19 protein-coding genes are annotated in these 21,597 nt (G+C 40.5%); 13 read left to right on the top strand and 6 right to left on the bottom strand.

Translation table 11 applies throughout. The features are described 5' to 3' along the window. Window positions 1-1,059, bottom strand: a complete 1,059-nt coding sequence (locus ACWXWT_RS11965; RefSeq protein WP_456041814.1) for a CDP-glycerol glycerophosphotransferase family protein — start codon at window positions 1,057-1,059, stop codon at window positions 1-3. Window positions 1,060-1,278: 219 nt separating this feature from the next. Here ACWXWT_RS11965 and ACWXWT_RS11960 point away from each other — a divergent pair, with 219 nt between their 5' ends. Next, window positions 1,279-2,394: a glycosyltransferase family 9 protein gene (locus ACWXWT_RS11960; RefSeq protein WP_456041813.1), complete on the top strand. Its 1,116-nt coding sequence runs from the start codon at window positions 1,279-1,281 to the stop codon at window positions 2,392-2,394. Between the two features lie 48 nt (window positions 2,395-2,442). After that, complete coding sequence (locus ACWXWT_RS11955; protein WP_456041812.1) at window positions 2,443-3,291, top strand: glycosyltransferase; 849 nt, start codon at window positions 2,443-2,445, stop codon at window positions 3,289-3,291. Window positions 3,292-3,392: 101 nt separating this feature from the next. On the opposite strand, the gene ACWXWT_RS11950 is transcribed toward ACWXWT_RS11955, so the two are convergent. Both ACWXWT_RS11950 and ACWXWT_RS11945 read right to left on the bottom strand, forming a co-directional pair. Beyond that, window positions 3,393-4,148: a glycosyltransferase gene (locus tag ACWXWT_RS11950; RefSeq protein ID WP_456041811.1), complete on the bottom strand. Its 756-nt coding sequence runs from the start codon at window positions 4,146-4,148 to the stop codon at window positions 3,393-3,395. Window positions 4,149-4,244: 96 nt separating this feature from the next. Beyond that, on the bottom strand, window positions 4,245-5,288 hold the full coding sequence (locus ACWXWT_RS11945) for a glycosyltransferase family 9 protein (RefSeq protein WP_456041810.1): 1,044 nt from the start codon (window positions 5,286-5,288) through the stop codon (window positions 4,245-4,247). 110 nt (window positions 5,289-5,398) lie between these two features. Here ACWXWT_RS11945 and ACWXWT_RS11940 point away from each other — a divergent pair, with 110 nt between their 5' ends. Next, complete coding sequence (locus tag ACWXWT_RS11940; protein ID WP_456041809.1) at window positions 5,399-6,127, top strand: 3-deoxy-D-manno-octulosonic acid kinase; 729 nt, start codon at window positions 5,399-5,401, stop codon at window positions 6,125-6,127. 65 nt (window positions 6,128-6,192) lie between these two features. Here ACWXWT_RS11940 and waaA read toward each other — a convergent pair whose 3' ends face one another. Then, window positions 6,193-7,455 carry a lipid IV(A) 3-deoxy-D-manno-octulosonic acid transferase gene (gene waaA, locus ACWXWT_RS11935; protein ID WP_456041808.1) on the bottom strand — a complete coding sequence of 421 codons (1,263 nt, stop codon included), beginning with the start codon at window positions 7,453-7,455 and terminating at the stop codon, window positions 6,193-6,195. A 117-nt stretch (window positions 7,456-7,572) separates the two neighbouring features. Here waaA and ACWXWT_RS11930 point away from each other — a divergent pair, with 117 nt between their 5' ends. The 5 genes from ACWXWT_RS11930 to glpG all read left to right on the top strand — a co-directional run bounded on the left by ACWXWT_RS11930 (window position 7,573) and on the right by glpG (window position 12,100). Beyond that, a complete protein-coding gene (locus ACWXWT_RS11930) occupies window positions 7,573-8,229 on the top strand; it encodes a TetR/AcrR family transcriptional regulator (RefSeq protein WP_456041807.1) in 657 nt (218 codons plus the stop codon). Between the two features lie 299 nt (window positions 8,230-8,528). After that, window positions 8,529-9,722 carry a glycine C-acetyltransferase gene (locus tag ACWXWT_RS11925; RefSeq protein WP_456041806.1) on the top strand — a complete coding sequence of 398 codons (1,194 nt, stop codon included), beginning with the start codon at window positions 8,529-8,531 and terminating at the stop codon, window positions 9,720-9,722. A gap of 93 nt (window positions 9,723-9,815) precedes the next feature. After that, a complete protein-coding gene (gene tdh, locus ACWXWT_RS11920) occupies window positions 9,816-10,841 on the top strand; it encodes an L-threonine 3-dehydrogenase (protein ID WP_456041805.1) in 1,026 nt (341 codons plus the stop codon). Window positions 10,842-10,949: 108 nt separating this feature from the next. Next, window positions 10,950-11,258 (top strand): thiosulfate sulfurtransferase GlpE, encoded by a 309-nt coding sequence (gene glpE, locus ACWXWT_RS11915; protein ID WP_456041804.1) that lies wholly within the window; start codon window positions 10,950-10,952, stop codon window positions 11,256-11,258. Next, complete coding sequence (gene glpG, locus ACWXWT_RS11910) at window positions 11,255-12,100, top strand: rhomboid family intramembrane serine protease GlpG (protein ID WP_456041803.1); 846 nt, start codon at window positions 11,255-11,257, stop codon at window positions 12,098-12,100. The genes glpE and glpG overlap by 4 nt, the downstream gene beginning before the upstream one ends. A 368-nt stretch (window positions 12,101-12,468) precedes the next feature. On the opposite strand, the gene elbB is transcribed toward glpG, so the two are convergent. Beyond that, on the bottom strand, window positions 12,469-13,137 hold the full coding sequence (gene elbB, locus ACWXWT_RS11905; protein WP_456041802.1) for an isoprenoid biosynthesis glyoxalase ElbB: 669 nt from the start codon (window positions 13,135-13,137) through the stop codon (window positions 12,469-12,471). A gap of 529 nt (window positions 13,138-13,666) precedes the next feature. Here elbB and polA point away from each other — a divergent pair. After that, complete coding sequence (gene polA, locus ACWXWT_RS11900) at window positions 13,667-16,423, top strand: DNA polymerase I (protein ID WP_456041801.1); 2,757 nt, start codon at window positions 13,667-13,669, stop codon at window positions 16,421-16,423. Between the two features lie 625 nt (window positions 16,424-17,048). On the opposite strand, the gene yihA is transcribed toward polA, so the two are convergent. After that, complete coding sequence (gene yihA / locus ACWXWT_RS11895) at window positions 17,049-17,714, bottom strand: ribosome biogenesis GTP-binding protein YihA/YsxC (RefSeq protein WP_456041800.1); 666 nt, start codon at window positions 17,712-17,714, stop codon at window positions 17,049-17,051. Between the two features lie 262 nt (window positions 17,715-17,976). On the opposite strand from yihA, the gene ACWXWT_RS11890 reads away from it, so the two are divergent. The 4 genes from ACWXWT_RS11890 (at window position 17,977) to ACWXWT_RS11875 (ending at window position 21,384) form a co-directional block, all read left to right on the top strand. Then, entirely contained in the window at window positions 17,977-18,600 is a 624-nt protein-coding gene (locus ACWXWT_RS11890) for a c-type cytochrome (RefSeq protein ID WP_456041799.1), read from the top strand. Between the two features lie 845 nt (window positions 18,601-19,445). Next, entirely contained in the window at window positions 19,446-20,108 is a 663-nt protein-coding gene (locus ACWXWT_RS11885; RefSeq protein ID WP_456041798.1) for a class I SAM-dependent methyltransferase, read from the top strand. 55 nt (window positions 20,109-20,163) lie between these two features. Next, window positions 20,164-20,712 carry a Der GTPase-activating protein YihI gene (yihI, locus tag ACWXWT_RS11880; RefSeq protein ID WP_456041797.1) on the top strand — a complete coding sequence of 183 codons (549 nt, stop codon included), beginning with the start codon at window positions 20,164-20,166 and terminating at the stop codon, window positions 20,710-20,712. A 204-nt stretch (window positions 20,713-20,916) separates the two neighbouring features. Beyond that, window positions 20,917-21,384: a DUF2489 domain-containing protein gene (locus tag ACWXWT_RS11875; protein WP_456041796.1), complete on the top strand. Its 468-nt coding sequence runs from the start codon at window positions 20,917-20,919 to the stop codon at window positions 21,382-21,384. Window positions 21,385-21,597: the final 213 nt, after the last annotated feature.

Here is a 21,597-nt window from a genome sequence, read left to right as displayed (position 1 = left end):
TTAGTTTAATAAATAATCAGTAATTCGTTTACTACAAAAGCCATCAACCACCCCAACGAGCTCAGCAGTATATTTAGCCCTTTGACTGGCAAATAGCTCTGGTTGTGATATCTGTTGGTCAACAACTTGCTTTAATTCTTTATATGTTTTGGCGTGAGCGGCAATATCCGCATAACGATACAAATCTTGGTCAACACGATTTTCAAACCTAAATTTGAATATTCCGCGATAAGACCAACGTAAGTGGTAAAAGTCACACCATACGACAGGTTTATTTAATGCGGCAAATTCAAATAATGCCGAAGAAGCATCACTGATTAATACATCAGCTGAAACCATAAATGGTAACAAGTTTGCTTCTTCTGCTGGTGCCAAATACACATTATCGAAGCTAGCCCAATGAGTAAGCAGTGCTTTTTGTTTTTTATAACTCGGTTTACTCAGTGAAAAATAATGAGGCTTTAACAAAATATTATATTCCGAAAATTGAGCGGGCCAATTTTTAGCCATTGCCTCAATACTACTAGGATAAAATGTCGGGGCATATAATAAGGTTTTTTTACTCGGGTCTAACCCTAAAGAAACTAAGTCTAACCCCTTTTCATCTCCTTGAATAATGGGATCTAACTTGGCATAACCAGTATCAATAAACACTTTATCAGGGAACATATCTTGTAAACGCTTTAAACGATATTGGCCTTCTACAAAGCGAACTTCAATATCGCCTTTTGACACGGTATAGTATATCGACTTTGGCCCAACGCCATGCTGCATCAAAGCTGTTTGACTGATCCCTTTTAATCGAGACGCCGAAGCAAATGCATTACCAAACACAATCCACTTAGGTTTGTTCAATAAATAAAATTCAAGCGCTTCTGATTCATCATTAACCCAGACAACATTTAGCTGGTGCTTATTCACAAGTGACTCCAATACCGACTGCTGATCAACACTCTTGTATATCACATACGTCACAGGAACCGAACGCTTCTGAAGCTCTGCAGCAACAGGAAAATATTGTGGTAAATAATAGGGATGTAAAACATCAAAACAGATCATCGCAAGTCAATTCCTATCAATCATTCCGCATTAGATTTTATAAAGAACACTAGTATAAATGATAACACGCCTCAATTTATATCTAATCCTCTCGACCAACTCGCCAGTTATTAAATTGAAATCAATACTTCCATTTGATTTTATCAAGGTATTGATTCAAAAAGTGCTCTTTTCAAGGTATTATTTCATCTATAACTGTCCACAAAGCTGCCTATTCCTATGCCAATCGTTTCTTCAAAGCAATTACAAACGTGTAAACGCTTACTGTTCATTTCGCCTGTTGCGCTTGGCGACTTTCTCTACTTAAAAACGTTTTTAATCGCTTTAAAAAAGCAGTATAGCCATATTGAAATCGACATTTGGTTAGATGATATTCGTTGTAATAATGACAGCTGGCGCTTATCTCGAAGCAAAATATTACAACAATGGATGAACACTGAAGGTGCATTCACGTTAACTTATGGATGCACAGATTCACAAGCAGCAATGCATGGTCACATAGAACAAGCCAAGCTTCGTCATTATGACATTATATTTTGTCATTCAGTCAGTAAAAGTCGCCAATATTCGCATATCGCTCGCAGCATAAACGACAAAGCATTTATTGTGTCGAGTATCCCTAAAAGTGCTTCATTTGGCTGGCTAAACAAGATATTTTTTCGTCACTCAGATCATACTTTTATCTTAAATGAGAATAACTTACCTAAGGCACATCACATTACTGACAGATACAATATGATATTTAATGAGGTCTTGGGGCTAACATTATCGCCTGAGCAACTAATGCCAACGTTAACGATCCCTGAAGAAATTAATCCCATCACTCAGTCATGGTTAAACACCAAATTTAGCGATCTAAAAAAGCAAGGAAAACTTATATTTTTAAACCACTTATCTACCAATGCAAAGAAAGACTGGAAATTGTCGCAGTTATTTTCCTTGATTGAAAAAATATCAGAAATAGATCCGACACAACGTTTTATTATTAATGTCACTCAAGAAAATTTTGAATCGGTTTGTATTGAAACCCAAAAATTCACGGTTCAAAACAACTTACAAGTAGCTGTTTTCACGGTAAACGAACATTTTTTTGAGCTACCATCACTTATTGCACATTCTGATTTTGTTGTAACCGTTGATACAGCAATACTGCACTTTGCTTTTGCCGCTCACCGCCCATTACTGGCAATGATGCGCGAGAAAAAACCTTATTGGGCACCACCTGAAACAGAAATGTCTCACGTAATGTATGCTACTGAAGGCCGGGGATACATCGAAGACATCAGCGTTGATCGAGTATTCCAACAATATAAACAAATGAACTCTCGACGTTAAAGACTTAACACTAAGCAGAAAAAATTTGAATAGAAACAAGGTGAACGAATGAAGAAGGCTATTTTTACTCTCGCTATTGGCGATAACCCAATGTATCGCGCTGCAATTTCAAGCTTTAAAGCTTATGGAGAAAAAATTGGGGCTGATGTCATTGTTTCAGACCAACTTCATTATAAAATCCACGTACATAAGCCTAAGTTTGACTCGAGCCCCGCATGGTCTGAAAAGCTGTATATATCTGAAATACTTAAAGAGTATGATCGCGTTCTATATCTAGATGCGGATATTATCGTGACACCTTGGGCGCGTGATGTATTTGAGTTATATCCCGATCTTGATACCGTTTACATGTTTAATGAAGGGCGCCATCGGGATCGTAGTGAACAGGCAGAGCAAATCAACCATGTCTTAGGTGAAGTCGAGTGGCCTAAAGAAGACGGTAAAACCATTTATTACAACTCAGGAATGTTCCTAGTATCAAAAGAAACCGGTCTTTTTAATCAGGCCAGCATCGATGAAATGCAGGCTATTTGTAATCAAGTTAAGTTTTACGATCAAACCTACATTAACTATCTTATCAGAAGGGACAACATCAAAAGCGTAGGTGTTGAAGCTAACTTTAATCGTATGCAATTATTAGGTTACGATAATTATCAACAAGCGGACTTTATACATTATTCTGGTAGGGGTTATCGCCAAGAAGTTCCTATGAGAGAGCTAAAATACATCATAGATTACTGCAACATGTTTAAAGATAAGTTAACTAAAGAAGAAGTGCTTACGTATAAAAAGCAAGCATGGAACTGGTATATCCTTAAACAACACAGAAAAACAAAATTACCTATTCCACTGCTCAGTGCAATATTCGGCCTATTCCGCAGTAAATATAAATACTAAAACTCACGAAAAAATGAATGCCGTTCACTGAAAATGAATGGCATTCAAAGGCCTTTCGTTCATCAACCTTGAAAGATCAACAGGCCCTAAAAGTGCTAACGTTAAATACCTAACCATTGGCAGACTTTTGCTTTGACTCGCTTCCAGCCGACAGAAAAATCTTTAGCGAGTCGACTCTGGCCAACCTTATAGCGAATACCTCGATGGTAGCCAATGTGACGCATATAGCCTGTAGGGAAAATGGCCCCTTTGAAACCATGTTGATGGTAAACATCACTCATACTTGACTCGCCTTTCATTTCACCAACCGGTGCGATAAGCTGAAAATCTTTAGTCCGACGCAAACCAGGATTCAAGGTAAAACCATGCCAAAGTGGAGCCCCTGGCCTACGTTGATGGTTTCGCTGCATAATTTGGTAACATCGCCCCTGAGGATCTTTGCAATGAAATAACGCTGGCTCAATAGGGTGATCATTGGTGTCATCTTGTTCACGCAGCCACACAGTAACCACTTTTTCATCTGTGTCTAATACCTTAAATGAGTCTTCAATAAAGCCTTCACGGTAAAATTCCCAATCATCTTCACAATGAAAAATATACTCACTAGTCACTTGAGCATAAGCTCTATCAATGCTTTTCATTTGTCCCAACTGAGGGTCATTGTGTAATACTAAAAAATCAATCCCCTCAAACTTATTAATCACACTCATTAGCTTATCCACGTTATGGCTATCTTCAATAAGAATATATTGAGCGATTGGATAAGTATTAAACTTAAAGAAGCTGACTAATGTTTCTTCTAATAAGTCGAAACGATTACAGCTAGTGAGTACAAATGAGACACTTTTAATTTCCACATTTCACCTTACTTTGACGATTACCACGTCCAATACTTAGTCTAGCCTATGGAAGACGCTATATACACTTCAGACCAACGTTGTGTTTGTTATTTGCTAATGAGCCGCATCACTAACAATAAATTCATTAAATCGATTAACGACCTGTTCAATACTAATACGTTGCATTAAGTCGCCACCTTTAGCTCTAGCTCCCCAAGGTACAGGGCCAGTAAATTTATCTGCCATCACCCGATCATAAACACTCACTACGCGTTCTTGTGATAAATAAGGTCCAGTTCGTCCAGGGTTAGAATGAGCATACAAGCCAATCACTGGTGTACCTTGGGTGACAGCCATATGTAACGGTCCTGTGTCAGGTGCCAGTACAATTGTGGCTTGTTTTAGCACAGAAAGCAGCTGGGTCAATGATGTTTTACCGACTTGGTTACCTAATGTCTGTTGGCTATGGGATTGAATCTCATCCGCTAAGTGTTTTTCTAATACCGTTGGGCCACCACACAACATCACTCTATAACCACGTGATATTGCATAATCAGCCACTGCAGCATATCGCTCTGGTAGCCAATTGCGTTCGGCTTTACTGGCTGCAGCACAAATCACTAACACCTTACCATCTCCTACCAGCTGTTTAGCAAAGTCGGTGTCGGCTTGTGGTACAGGAATATTCCAGCTTGGTGTTAAATCAGTTACCCCAATGGCTTTAGCAAACCCCATAAAACCGTCTAACACATGGGGTGTTTCTAAGGGGTCAACAGCATGATTGGTGACGAGCCACTGACCTTCTTTAGCTCTTGCCTTATCAAATCCGACTCTAACGCGTGCCTTGATCATTAGTGACGCAATGGTCGCGCGAAGTGCAACTTGCATATGCAGCAACACGTCAAAGCGCTGGCCTTGAAGATCGCGACGCAACTGAACATAGCTACGCCAGCCCTTGGACTTATCGAAAATAATAAACTGGATCCCAGGCAAATGCTTGAGTAATTGATATTCAACTTTACCAATAATCCACGTGATACTCAGGTCTGGATACTGTTTTTGAATTGCCTGCACCATTGCCACTGCGTGGCATACATCACCAATGGCAGACAAACGCAGTAAACATAATGACCGTATCGCACTAAAGTCAGCTTTCATTAATTATCCAATATGCGTAGGTGAAAGAATAAGGCTGTGAAGGCAAGTCGGTGATCTTAAGGTATAATGTTATTTCGATCCACAATCTAACCAATGCTATTGATAATTAGATGCAAATAAAAACCACTCAACTTGGCCATATCGCATGGTGTGAAACCATTGCTCAGCACTTAGCTCCGCAAGACTTCACTGTCGACATTTGGCGAGACAAAAATGCGATTGTAGGCCAGTCCAAAGGCCGTTACACAACATGGTTTGTTAAAACAGATAACCAGGACGCATCGCAAACATGGGTATTACGCCATTATTGGCGCGGTGGCATGATGGAAAAGTTCAGCCGTGATGCTTACCTATATCTCGGTCTGAAACGAACCCGTGCAGTGGCAGAGTTAGCAATCCTCGAGGTTTTGTATCAAGAAGGGTTTGCCGTTCCTCGCCCCATCGCGGCGAATGTTGAACGTTTTGGGTTGTGGTATCGAGCAGACATTATTATTGAGCATGTTACTGGGGCAAACGATCTAGTGGCTTACTTAAGCCATAATTCAATGACGGAGTCACAGTGGTATTTACTCGGTGAAACCATTGCCAAATTTCATCAGCGTGGGGTATATCACGCCGATTTAAATGCAAAAAACATCTTACTTGCACACGGAAAATTCTATTTGATTGATTTTGACCGAGGCGAGTTACGTACGCAACAGCCAAAGTGGCAACAAGCGAACCTAGACCGTTTACTACGTTCTTTTAACAAAGAACACGCGAAACATGCGGCCCTGCAATTTAGTCAACATCATTGGCAGCAATTACTTGCTGGCTACCTAAGTGTAAACCCAATCTAAAGTAAATACTTGCATTCGATGATGATAAAAATAGACGCTAACCACGTCTATTTTTATATGCCTAATTAACTCATTAACTCATTAATCAACGTAAACTGCTTTACTAATGCACCACGATTTTGTTCAACCACAGCCAAAGCCGACTTAGATGCTGATTGGTACATATTGTCGTCGATAAATTTATTCTGTAATTCTTGCGCTAATTCATCTGCAGAACGAATACAAGTTAATGCACCCGCATCTGCAAGTAATTGAGTAATTTCAGCAAAATCCCAATGATTTGGCCCAACATATATCGGTAACCCCATGGCAGCAGGTTCAAGTGGATTATGCCCACCATTATTAATTAGTGTCCCGCCAACAAATGCTTGATCCGCAGCGCCATATAACATCACTAACTCTCCCATGGTGTCACCAAGTAATACCTGGGTTTGGCTATTAACCTCATCATTCATACTGCGTCTCGCTAACGTCAATCCAGACTGGGTGACAGTAATAGCCGCTAAATTAAATTGTTCGGGGTGTCGTGGCACCATAATTAATAATGCATCCGGAAAATGATTTAACAGTTGTTTATGGGCGTTCAACATTGCCTCAAACTCACCAGGGTGAACACTGCCAGCAGCCCAAATAGGCGAATTAACACGCTGCCATTTAACACGAAGCGTATTAGCTTGCTGTTTTTTAATTGGATCAATTGTGAGATCAAACTTTACACTTCCACACACATGTATGCAGTGAGCTGCCACACCTAAATCAACAAACCGTTTTGCTTCAAACTGAGTTTGAACGGTAATCAAATTGAGTTTATTGAGCATAGGCACTATCAAACGACGCTTTTTAGCATATTGGTCAGCAGATTTTTGCGACAAACGCGCATTAGCCAAGATCAGAGTCACTTGTTGCCGCTGCGCAAAGTGTACCAAGTTTGGCCATAACTCGGTCTCCATAATAATGCACACTTTGGGCTGTAATTGACGTAAAAACCCTTTCACTGCATAAGAGAAGTCGAATGGTAGATAGCAATGCTGTACTGTATCGCCAAATGCTTTAACCACTTCAGCAGACCCCGTTGGGCTGGTTGTCGTCACCGTAAATGCATAATCGGGATGCGCGGCCATAAGCTGTTTAATCAACGGAATAGCTGCCAGCGTTTCTCCCATAGAAACACTGTGGATCAGCACATCCGTTTGCTTTAATTTTGCAAAACCAAAACGTTCAGACCAACGACGGCGATAGTCGACACTTTTTATCGCTCTAAACGCGAGGTAAAGTACAACCAGCGGAAACAACAAATATAGAAACAAAGAATAAACAATACGGTTCATGTAAGATGGGTCATCGATTTTTGCTTGTCAGATAAACACAATGTTAACATACTCATATTGAGTCAGCTTAACGAATTATTTGAGCGACAATAAGCTAATAATGAATATGGAAATCACATGAAAACCCGCGATAAAATCATTTTTGCCAGCTTAGAACTGTTCAATGAACACAGTGAACGTAGCATTACCACTAACCATATTGCTGCTCATTTAGGGATTAGCCCGGGTAACTTGTATTATCATTTCCGCAATAAAGAAGACATCATTAATTCTATCTTTGGTTTATATGAAAGTCATTTAGAATCAGGTTTTAAAGCCTATGACGATGTTCCTATTACCATTGAATTATTAATGGGCTACTTTGATGCGATGTTTTATACCTTATGGCAGTTTAGATTTTTGTATGCCAACTTAGCTGATATTTTAAGCCATGATGATGCATTGAAAAAACGCTACTTACATGCTCAGCAGCAAGTCCTTAACCGCTCAAGCGATATTTTACGCAAACTCAAAAAAGACGGCTTTTTAGACGTTGATGACAAAAAAGTCACCGCGCTTGCTGACACAATTAAAATGATGGTGAGTTTTTGGATAAGTTACCAATTAACGCAATCCAGCACATCAACCATCACTAAAGCCACACTATACGATGGATTATTGCGGGTGTTGATGATTTTTCAAGCCTATGAAACACCAGCGTCTTCCGCTACATTTAGCCGTTTAGAACAACATTACCTCGAAATAGCCAGTAAAGAACGCAGTGACGCTGTGTAATGTAACACCGCCTGCCCGCGAGTAACCTCAACAATTATATTGGTTATTCGCGGATTATTTTTAAGATTATTATCCACCTTTAACACCCCTCTACCAAATATGTTAATGATTAGTTTTTTTAATGTGAATTAGTCGATAGCCCTAAACTAACTCATGTTGGTCAGACGACTAAAAAAAACGCTGTAGAGCGGCAAAAATAAAGGTTAGAATGCCAATAACTCCAAAACACCCTGTCATTTATCGCGGTGTTTTACTGCGTGATTTGGATAAGCATAATAACCATATTTAGGAGAACACAGGTGGCATCTACCTCTTTTTACAACCGAATTAACCAGCAAATTACCGACGTTAAAGCCGATGGCTTATACAAAAGTGAGCGCGTTATTGCTTCCGCGCAACAGACTGCCATTGAAGTTAACAGTGAAAAAGTGATTAACTTCTGCGCCAATAACTATTTAGGTTTAGCCAATCACTCTGAACTTATCAAAGCAGCAAAAGCGGGTTTAGACAGTCACGGTTTTGGTATGGCATCTGTACGATTCATTTGTGGTACTCAAGACATCCATAAACAATTAGAAGCTAGCTTAAGTGCATTTTTAGGAATGGAAGATACTATTTTGTACTCGTCTTGCTTCGATGCAAATGCTGGTTTATTTGAAACCCTATTAGATGCTGAAGACGCGATTGTGTCCGATGCTCTTAACCATGCATCAATCATTGATGGAGTGCGTTTATGTAAGGCTAAGCGTTTTCGCTATGCCAACAACGACATGGCCGATCTAGAAGTCCAACTTATTGCAGCCCAAGCTGCGGGGGCACGCAATATTTTAATCGCCACTGACGGTGTCTTTTCAATGGACGGCGTAATTGCCAACCTAAAAGGCGTATGTGATCTCGCTGATAAGTACGGCGCATTGGTGATGGTTGATGACTCTCATGCTGTAGGCTTTATCGGACAAAATGGTCGTGGAACCCATGAATACTGCAACGTAATGGACAGAGTCGATATTATTACCGGTACATTAGGTAAAGCATTAGGCGGGGCATCGGGTGGTTTTACTGCGGCAAAAAAAGAAGTCGTTGAATGGTTACGCCAGCGCTCTCGCCCTTACCTGTTTTCAAATTCATTAGCGCCTTCTATTGTGAGTGCATCTATTCGTGTGCTCGAGATGCTAAAAACGGGACAAGACTTGCGTGAAGCCGTGTGGGAAAACAGTCGTTATTTCCGTGAACAAATGTCTGCTGCTGGTTTTACTCTAGGTGGTGCTGACCATGCCATTATTCCCGTCATGATTGGCGATGCTAAATTGGCAGGCGAATTTGCCAACCGTTTATTGCAAGAACATATATACGTGGTTGGTTTCTCGTTCCCAGTGGTACCGAAAGGCCAAGCGCGTATTCGTACACAAATGTCAGCGGCGCACACTCGCGAGCAACTTGATCATGCGATTACTGCCTTTACCCGTATTGGCAAAGAAATGGGCATTATCTAATCTAGCTTGGTTGATACAAGCATAGGTTAATCAAAGCATTGCGTAATCATCGCTCAAGTCAATGATAGCTCAGACGACAAATAGGTCAGCAACATGAAAGCGTTAAGTAAGTTAAAGCCTGAAGAAGGTATCTGGATGGTCGATGCACCAAAACCAGAAATGGGTCACAATGATCTATTAATCAAAATCCGTAAAACCGCCATTTGCGGTACTGACGTGCATATTTACAACTGGGACGAATGGTCACAGAAAACCATTCCAGTGCCTATGATTGCCGGCCATGAATATGTCGGTGAAGTGGTCGATATGGGTCAGGAAGTTCGTGGATTTAGTGTCGGCGATCGCGTATCTGGAGAAGGTCACATTACTTGTGGTCATTGCCGTAATTGTCGTGCGGGTCGTACTCATTTATGCCGTAACACTTCTGGTGTAGGTGTAAACCGTGATGGTGCTTTTGCCGAATACTTGGTAATACCAGCGTTTAATGCTTTTAAAATCCCAGCCGATATCCCTGATGATTTGGCCGCAATATTTGACCCCTTTGGCAATGCTGTACATACCGCGTTATCGTTTGATTTAGTCGGTGAAGACGTATTGATTACGGGTGCTGGTCCTATTGGTATTATGGCAGCGGCAGTGTGCAAACATGTTGGCGCTCGCCATGTAGTGATTACTGATGTAAACGAATACCGACTTGACCTGGCCCGAAAAATGGGTGCTACCCGCGCGGTAAATGTTGCAACAGATAACCTGAAAGATGTCATGAAAGAGCTTGGCATGACAGAAGGCTTCGACGTTGGTTTGGAAATGTCGGGCGTACCATCTGCATTTCACGCAATGTTAGACACCATGAATCACGGCGGAAAAATAGCTATGCTAGGCATTCCTGGTGGAGAAATGGCCATTGACTGGAGCAAAATAATTTTTAAAGGTTTGATCATTAAAGGCATTTATGGCCGAGAAATGTTTGAAACTTGGTACAAAATGGCCAGTTTGATCCAATCGGGTTTAGATTTATCACCTATCATTACACACCATTTCTCTATCGATGATTTTCAGAAAGGCTTTGATGCGATGCGCTCAGGGCAGTCAGGTAAGGTTATCTTAAACTGGAAGTAATCTTCCACATTTAAGTCATTCCCACATACAAGGGGTTGTATTTATACAACCCCTTGTTGCAAACTGGCGCTAAACACATCGCTATTAGTACACTTTATAGGTAATACCATGTCTGGTTTTAAACATTTGTCTGTTAATGAATTAATTCATATGTCTGACGCATCAAATGAAGTGCAAGTTGTTGATATTCGTGATGCTGCCAGTTTTGCGGCTGGCCATATTCAGCATTCAATCAATTTGAATAATGAAAACTTAGCCCACTTTATTGCAGATGCCGATATGGACAAACCGCTTGTTGTAGTTTGTTATCACGGCATGAGCAGCCAAAGCGCTGCCAGTTATTTAGTCGAACAAGGGTTTGATGATGTATACAGCTTAGATGGTGGCTTCAGCGCTTGGAGCATTGCTCACTCATGATAGAAATAGGCCAACTCCCTAACGCACGTGCTGCGCAAGCATTTATTGACTACCTGAAAGGGTTAAATATTCAATGTCATGCCGTCACTCATGCCCAAGGGGTTAGCCTAGTGATCACTCATGCCGCCGATGAAAGCCAAGCCCGCCAAGAGTTAATTGAGTTTGCTAAAAATCCATACGATAGCAAATACTTACAAGCCTCTTGGGATAACGGTGCAACAAATACTAAATTTGATTATGGCCCTGGAGCGAAAGGATTAATTCAACAATTTAGGACAGGTGCAGGCCCACTGACATTAGTATGCTTTTTTGTTTGTGTTGCTGTATTTGCAGGCATGAACCTAGGTTTTGCCGATGCCATCTACAATAAATTATCCTTTTTTAGTGCGGTTACAGACAGCGATTTAAACCAAGTATGGCGGGTATTCACGCCAAGCTTAATGCACTTTTCTGCTATGCATATCATCTTTAATTTACTGTGGTGGTGGTATTTAGGCGGAAAAATTGAAACCAACTTAGGTACTCGGCCATTATTATTTTTATTAATTGTGGCAGGTACTTTGCCAAATATTGTGCAATTCTACATAAGTGGACCAAATTTTGGCGGGCTGTCTGGTGTGGTATACGCGGTAGTGGGTTACACGTGGCTAATGGGCATTCGCAAACCAGATTGTGGTATTAATTTACCGCAATCTTACATGGGATTTATGCTCATTTGGTTAGTCCTCGGCTTTACAGATGTATTAGGAATGCCTATTGCAAATGGTGCCCATATTGCGGGGCTCTGCGTTGGCCTTGCTCAAGCATTATTTGATAGCAGAAAGTCATCTGTGAACACTTAGTTTATCGCTAACGACAACGCCATCCATGATGGTGTTGTCGGTTATAAAATCAGTCTTTTTTTATATCCGCATCTAATACCAATCCGCATTAGAGTTTGCTCTTTTAGCGAAAATTATCAGTGAGGTATTCGAGACAGCCTTTTGAAGACATAGCCGTTCTCGGCAACTGCTCCTGCGTTGCTCTACCTCCAGCATCCATGCAGTTGTACGTTAAGAAAGGCTAATAAGGAAGACCACGCTGATAAATTCGCCCTTCGGGGCTGTGTCACAACCCCCATTCTGCTTCAAATGACTGTGATGTAGAAGACTACACCTACAGTCATTTTCATTGTACTGGGCCTAGTGACGCAGCCAAAATAGATCATATTCTAATCAGGATTGGTATAAACCATGTCGAGCACTTTTTTAACTAACTTCTCAATGCCAATATGCGCCTCTAAAATCGATGTAGCTAGCATATAAGCTGGCGTACTGACAATTTTATTCACTTCATCAACCACAATATCTTCAACTTGCGCATTCCTATGTATACCACCCATTTCGTTAAATGCATGAGCCGTCTCTGAATCGGTGCCAATTGTACCAGTCGCTCCTTTACCATAAATATGAGGGATCATTATTGGAGAGATACATACAAAACCGACAGGCTTATGAGCTAAAGAAAATTCACGAATAAAGCGCTCTACAATAGGCTGGATATCGCAATCGCTACCTGTGGTGGCAAAATTAGATAAGTTTTTAGCAGCACCAAAACCACCTGGGATAACTAAGCCATCAAACTCACTAACCTCTAACATACTCGCATTAAGCACCTCACCACGAGCGATCCGCGCGGACTCAACTAACACATTACGAGTTTCGTCTACGACAACTTCACCAGTAAGATGATTAACCACATGCATTTGAGGAATATCTGGCGCAAAACATTGGTATTGAGCACCTGCTCGCGTTATCGCCAACAAGGTCAATACCGCTTCGTGAATTTCAGTTCCATCAAAAACACCACAGCCACTCAATAAAACGGCAATTTTTTTCATGTCACTCCCCTTCAATTTTTAATTGGTTATGTAAAATTTACAACAAAAAGCCAACAAAATGGTTGATCTGATTAAAAATCGTGCTAACTTAGTACCTCGAATTTAGTGGATGCGTTTTTTTTCACCATAAATCATCACTAAATTTCATTGTGGCTTAACTGACATCAATAAAAAAGTCCACAAATTAGTAATATTTATTAAAATTAATATTCAGCTCACAAAAATAAATATAAACCATAAAATTCAACAAGTTACTGATTTCGTTTCAAGCCGTAAGAAAATCTACTCAACAACGTTGATTATTTCACTCACAGACTTATCCACAGGCTATGAGTCATTTGGTGTGGCTGATTTTTCACTAAACGATAAAATTCCTTTCTAAACCACAGTAAGTGCCAGACACCTCTTTAATTAAGGGCTTAACAGCCAATTTAGGATAAATAACTGACAATATCATAAGCATCTTGAGGTGCTGTGGGTATAATGTCATCCTATAAGTCTCGCAAAATACTGAACACGAATATTAATTATGCCAATAATTCCCAATAATCCACTCATCCTTGTTGATGGATCATCTTATCTTTATCGCGCTTATTATGCTCCGCCTCATTTAACCAATTCAAAAGGTGAAGCAACGGGCGCGGTTTATGGTGTTGTTAATATGCTTCGCAGCCTATTGAGTCGTTACAGCCCAAGTCATATTGTGGTGGTTTTTGATGCTAAAGGTAAAACATTTCGCAACGACATGTACAGTGAGTACAAAGCACAACGCCCACCCATGCCAGACGATCTTCGCAGCCAAATTGAACCACTACACAACATCATTCAAGCAATGGGCTTACCACTAATTAGTATTCCCGGCGTTGAAGCAGACGATGTCATCGGTACCATAGCCCTTCAGGCGAGTAAAGAAGGTCGAGCAACATTAATCAGTACTGGCGATAAAGACATGGCACAACTGGTTAATGAACATGTCACGTTAATTAACACCATGACAGATACCATAATGGGCCCTGAAGAAGTTAAATCTAAATTTGGTGTCGCACCCGATCGTATTATTGACTTTTTAGCCTTAATGGGCGACAAAGCCGATAATATTCCGGGGTTACCTGGTGTCGGTGAAAAAACAGCCTTGGCGATGCTCACTGGGGTAGGCAGTGTTGCACAGCTACTTGCGGAGCCATACAGTGTGGTAGACGTGGGTTTTAGAGGTTCAAAAACAATGCCAGCTAAAATCATCGATAATGCCGACATGCTTAGACTGTCTTATGAACTTGCTACCATTAAAACCGATGTAGAATTAGAACAAGACTGGCATGAACTCAGCGTTAAACCACAAAATCGTGATGAATTAATTAAATACTATGGTGAAATGGAATTCAAACGTTGGTTAGCTGAAGTATTAGATAATAAACAACCTCATGGCACCATCAGCCAAGATAGCGATGAGGATATATCAGTATCGGCAACCATTGAAACTGAGTATGAAACGATCCTAACCATCGAAGTGCTCGATAAATGGATAGCGCAACTCAATAATGCAGAACTTATCGCCATTGACACGGAAACCACTAGCCTAAATTACATGGAAGCTGAGCTTGTTGGACTGTCGTTTGCAACCGAAGCAGGTAAAGCTGCCTATCTACCTTTAGCACATGATTACCTTGATGCACCGCAGCAAATAGATAAAGCCAGCGCACTTGAAAAACTGCGCCCCATCCTTGAAAGCAGCACACCTCAAAAAGTAGGTCAAAACCTCAAATATGATATGAGCATTTTAGCCAACGCAGGTATTACCCTCAAAGGTGTACGTTTTGATACCATGCTCGAATCTTATGTCTTTAATTCAGTCGCATCTCGCCACGACATGGATGGTTTAGCGCTAAAATATCTTGGCCATAAAAATATTAGTTTTGAGGATGTCGCGGGTAAAGGTGCAAAGCAGTTAACGTTTAATCAAGTTAATTTGGACATTGCAGGGCCGTACGCAGCTGAAGATGCAGACATTACTCTGCGTTTACATCAGCATTTATGGCCAAGGCTTGAAAAAGAACCAGAACTGGCCAATGTATTTAATGAATTAGAACTACCATTAATTCAAGTATTATCAGACGTTGAGCGCCAAGGCGTACTAATAGACTCAATGTTGCTTAGCCAGCAGAGTGCTGAGCTAGCCAAAAAGCTTGATGATTTAGAAAACAAAGCCTATGACATTGCAGAAGAAAAATTTAACTTAGCCTCTCCAAAACAGCTACAAACGCTATTTTTTGAAAAGCTCGGTTATCCAATAAAAAAGAAAACCCCAAAAGGGGCGCCATCAACATCAGAAGAAGTTTTGGTTGAACTCGCGCTCGACTACCCTTTACCTAAAGTTATCCTAGAGCATCGCAGTCTCGCAAAACTAAAGAGCACTTATACCGATAAACTGCCGCTTATGGTTAATGCCACTACGGGTAGAGTGCATACCAGCTATCACCAAGCTAATGCCGCCACCGGACGTTTATCATCAAGCGAGCCAAACTTACAAAATATTCCAATCCGTACTGAAGAAGGTCGCCGTATTCGTCAAGCCTTTATCGCCCCTGCTGGCCGTAAAATTTTGGCTGCCGATTACTCGCAAATTGAACTGAGGATCATGGCTCATTTGTCTCAAGATAAAGGCTTACTAACCGCCTTTGCGGAAGGTAAAGATATCCATAAAGCCACGGCAGCTGAAGTGTTTGGCGTACATTTTGAAGAAGTCACCACAGAGCAACGTCGTCGCGCTAAAGCGGTAAACTTTGGATTAATTTATGGTATGTCTGCGTTTGGTTTAGCCAAGCAGTTAGATATTCCACGTAACGAAGCACAAACTTATATCGACACTTATTTTGCTCGTTATCCTGGTGTACTCAAATACATGGAAGAAACACGAGCCGTTGCAGCTGAGTTAGGTTATGTATCTACATTATTCGGGCGTCGTTTATACCTACCTGAAATCAAAGACCGCAACGCCATGCGTCGTCAAGCAGCAGAACGCGCAGCAATTAACGCACCGATGCAAGGAACGGCTGCCGATATCATTAAAAAAGCCATGATTGCCATTCACGAGTGGATTAACCAACACACCAAAGGTGAAATTACACTAATAATGCAAGTACACGATGAATTGGTATTTGAAGTGGATGAAACCAAAGCAGAAGAACTCAAAATAAAAGTGTGCGATTTAATGGCACAAGCAGCATCACTCGACGTTACGCTACTTGCTGAAGCTGGCATTGGTGACAATTGGGATGAAGCCCATTAACGTCCCACATACTCACTAAGTACTTAGCACATCTAAAATGCCGTGTTCTTTTGAACGCGGCATTTTTCGTAAGTTCGGAGCACTTTTCTAACAAGGGAGAAAGATCTACCTTTAATGTAGCTGCTACAGTTGATCTCAACACCACAACAAATAATCGACATGATTAACATTTAAGCATTAATTTGAGGCTAAAATCACAGTTATTGTGTTTTAATATAAAAACAGTTTTTTATTTTAAGGCGAATGGGCTATGATATCAGTCGTAGGGTACAGAGGTTAAGATGTTCAATCTTAAAAACCTTTATTTCACTAGCAATAGTGACTAGCCAAATTCGGCGCCCCAGCAGCTCAGGTTGCTGGGGCTTTTTTTTGTTTTTTTTCGATTATAAATATATTTAGAGTAAATACTTTAACTGTACCCAAAAAGCAGTTATTCTATCGCCATTGAGGGTCATCAAATTGAGTTGATGGCACTTGAGTCTTGTTGAATTTAGCTTCTCCCCAAAAGAGCTAATTTTTATACCGATAGCCATATGGTTGTCGGTTTTTTTTATCTCAAAATTATGAACAAAAAAACCGACATAGATGTCGGCTCTTTAATGCTTAACAAGTTCTCTAACAAAAATTAATTTTGCTCGGCCTGTTCACGAAGTGCTATTTGCTCAGCCAACCATTCAGGATGACACCAGTCATTCAAAATACTTAATATTTTTGGTTTACCGGTCCCCTTTAGTGATGAAAAAGGTTCTATTTGCACTTTATCACCAAACTCAGCTAATGCTTGGCGCACTTCATTAACTGTTTTCATTTTAATGCTCTGTGTTAATTTATCTGACTTAGTCAGCAGCGCTAAAACAGGAATATTACTTAACACCGCCCATTGAATCATTTGCATGTCGAGATCTTTCAATGGATGACGAATGTCCATTAAGACCACCACACCACTTAAACAAGCCCGTTTCTGCAGATACTCACCCAGCGCCTCTTGCCATTTATTTTTTAACGCTAAGGGAACTTGTGCAAAACCATAACCGGGTAAATCGACTAAACGACGGTCTTCGTCCAACTGGAACACATTAATTAATTGAGTTCGCCCCGGTGTTTTACTGGTTCGAGCTAAACTTTTTTGCTCAGTCAGCGCATTTAACGCACTGGACTTACCGGCATTAGAGCGCCCAGCAAACGCAATCTCAACCCCGATATCCCCAGGAAGATATTGATCTAAATGCGCAATATCCGGTGCGCTGATTAAAAACTTAGCCCTACGGAAATCGATACGAGATTCTGTCACTCTTCACTCCAATTAAATTACTTCTAGTAAACGCATTACCATAAATTTTTAACAATTGCTTACTTTTCCACATTTTCGTGTAAAATATTAGCCTGATCACATTATATACCCAAGCAGTGCAGATATGTGTGATGTAGTCATAAATGATTTTGCCCTACTCGAGCAAAAGCAACTGCATTAAAACGCTTGGAAAACATTTTACCACGCTTGCGGGTCTTCCTAGTAAGCTCAGGACAATAAATTAACTAGAAGTTGGAACGCCATGAAAAAGTTAGCTCTTGCGCTGTCTGTAGTCGCCGCAATGTCATCATCAGCTATGGCTGAAGGTAATGCTGAAGTAGGCAAAACTAAAGCAATCGTATGTTCTGCCTGTCACGGTGTTGACGGCAATAGCATGATTGATATGTATCCGAAATTAGCAGGCCAACACCCTGAATATCTCGAAAAACAATTAAAAGAATTCCGCTCAGCGGCTAAAACCGGCGGTAAAGAGGGTCGCATGGACCCTATCATGATCGGTATGTCAATGGGATTGAGTGATGAAGACATTGCTGATATTTCAGCATTCTTCGCAAGCCAACAAAAAGTGGTTGCCGACGTTGTTGATGTCCCCGCGATTGGTGAAAAACTGTATAAGGGCGGTGATGCTGCTCGCGGTATTACCGCATGTGTTGCATGTCATGGGCCAGAAGGTAATGGCGCAGCTGCAGCGGGCTTCCCAGTCGTAGGTGGCCAACATGCAAATTATATCAAAATCCAGCTAAATAAATTCCGTGATGCAAGCCGTCACAACGATTTAAATGGCATGATGCAAGATGTCGCAAAAAAACTGTCTGATGCAGATATAGAAGCATTATCGAAATATATTTCAAGTATTAATAAATAACAGTCGATAATATTGGTTTAAAAAATGGGCTTTAAGCCCATTTTTTACCACCCAAAGTTAACGTTTACGTCAACTTCATACATTAATACTTGACAAGGTTCACACTTTTAGAGTTAAATACATCCCGTACCGAGATGAACCCAACTGCTTGTAACATAAATCTAATAACATCAAACAGGTTTCGGACTGATACATTTAAGATATAAGAATAAAGATAATTGATAATAATAATAATTTAAGACCACTCACTAATAACAATAACATGAGTCGAAATTTCAATTTGAAATTCAGGTCGTAAAATTTGTAAGGAATAGACCAGTTGGTCAACATGCTGTCTAGCACTGCCTTACACAACAGAGTGACTGAAAACCAGAGCATTATTTGAAGGATTCAAATAATGGCAAACATAGCTTATTGCTGAGGATGCATCTGTTGGAAGCTTAATCACTCGAAGGTAAAAAGTAACAAGGATGGTTAATTCATGTCATCGAAGACAATAGGGATAATGATGCGTCATTGATGACCATCTACGGAAGCTGTAGTCAGGACGGCAACAGAATATAAAAAAGTGTCATTGATGACCAATAACAACGAAAGCAGCATGGAAAGCAAAATAAATAAAGATCTGACCGGGATAGTCACATAGCAAGTACGGATACTTGGAATCAGAATATAGTGCACCAAGCACTGTTTTACGAGGTGGCAGTTTATACTGCCACCTTTTTTTATCTATTCTTTCAACAAAACTCATCACCTTTTACGAATGATTCAATAACGATTGGTATTTATTGTAATCGCTATATAATACAAATAGTTCATAGTTTACTAAGGTGTAACAGTCGTTAATGAGCCAATGTCCACTGTGTAGCCATCCTGCAGATTTTTTTGTTCAAGACAAAAAAAGAGCTTTCTACGCCTGCCCACAATGCAGCTTAGTTTTTGCCAGTCCCAACTCTCACGTTATGCCAAATGTAGAACGCCAGCGCTATGGTCGAGCCCAAAAAATAGTAAAGCAAAAACAACTGTCGCAATTTGTTTTACCTTTATTAAAGCAAATCTCACAACAAAAAACAGGTATGCTCCATGGATTAAACTTTGGCCGAGTGTTAGATCTGCAAAGCCAGCAAACCATTGCTGATGCAGGGCACCAAGTCAATCAATACGATCCTTTCTTCGCGGCAGATCAGTCTGTGCTAAAACAACGTTATGACTTTGTCTGTTGTTATCGTGTTTTTGAGCACTTTCGTCATCCTCACCGCGAATGGAGGCTACTCAACCAACTGATTAAACCAAGTGGTTGGTTGGCAATAAGCACGCCTTTGTTAACCGATAAAACAACGTTTGAAAAATGGCATTACAAAAATAATCCAACCCATGTAAGCTTTTATCAGCAAGTAACATTTGAATATTTGGCATTGAATAGTGATTTTGAGCTATTATTTGCATCGAAAGATCTGGTTTTGATGCAAAAATCATCAAAATCTGATATAAAGCGCATCCTTATTTAGTGCCTTGTAGAAATTGCTCTGCAAGGACGTGTTTAGAAAACCTAACGAGAACATCATGGCTCGCAGTAAAAAAACTCGCAAAGGCGGCGAAAATGGCCCTAAGTTTGCCCCTAGAGTAAAAAAAGTCGATCGCAATGCGGTCGATGGTAAAAAACCTGAAAAAGGCCGTAAATCTGGCAGCCGTCATAACGAAGCTTTACTAAAACAAGCCTCGGGTAACGATGCGACAGTAAAAAAAGATGCCCGTCATGGCAGTAAAAAGCCTGTGGCATTATCCATACCAGCATCAATCACTGAGCCATTATTGGTTAAGCCTAAGCAACCTAAACTGACTGATGAGCAAAAGTTATTAAAACTTGAAGAAGATCCAAGATTAAATAAATTGCTTGATCAACTTGAAGAAGGTCGTGATTTATCTGAAACAGATCAAAAATGGCTGGATGCTCAATTAGACAAACTCGAGCAGCTAATGCAGCGCTTAGGTCTAACAGATGGTGATGAATTGCCAAATCCAACGCCAAAGAAACAACTTACTGACGATGAACTTCTTCATCGCTTTGAGTCAGGTGCTGATGTTCTTAAAGATTATCAAAAAGAAGATTAAAGCACTTAATTGAACTGGATAAACTGGCGCATATTGCGCCAGTTTTGTATCCGTAAAAAACGTAACCTTAGCGCTGACTTTTAAGTTGAGGTAACACGTTAAGTTAGAATTTCTGCCTATTTCATGTCAAACAAGCCATTTGTTGCACCATTTAAAACAACAGGCTATTCGATAAATGTTTTTGTCTCGAGTTGAGGTAACCTAGTGTCTACAACCATTATCATCATTGCGTTAATCATTATTATTGCCCTTGCTGCCTATGCCACACACTTATTGTTAACTCTTAGACGACGCACCAAAGCCAATCAACAAGCACTGTTAGCTCGTCAAACTAAAGCAGCCGAACGTAGACAGCAAATCCTAACCGATATCCGCTACATTGCAGCAGCTATGCTAGAAGAACGCTGTGAGCTTTCTGAAGGGGTTGTTCGCATAGGTAAGTTATTTGATGCCTTATCGATGTCAGAACAAGTCACCAGCGACTTTCCAAACTTATTCACTCACTATGATGTCATTAGAAATCACCCGATCATGGAAGCACGTAAAGCGTTACCTAAACAACAACGAATGAAGCTTGATTTTGAGCGAATAAAGTCTGAAGCAGAGTTAGAACAAGCTATCTTAGAAGAAGCCAAAAGTATTGCTGAGTTTAGCAAGCCTACCACTCATTAAATAGATACAGACAATAACGTACAGCCGCATTTAAGATAACCTGTCGGTTAATTACAGCCTAACCATTTGCTAATTATACCAATCTCATTAAATATGTGATCTTTCAGCGGGAGTTCAAAGTGCTGTAGGCAAGGCAGATGATTGAAGCGAATAGTGATCCTCGGTAACAAGCTCCTGCGTTACTCTACCTCCAGCATCTGACAGCCATGGAGG

This window comes from Shewanella sp. A22 (assembly GCF_053850585.1).
Note: the sequence above shows the minus strand (reverse complement) of the source record. Positions and strands in the feature narration are given on the sequence as shown.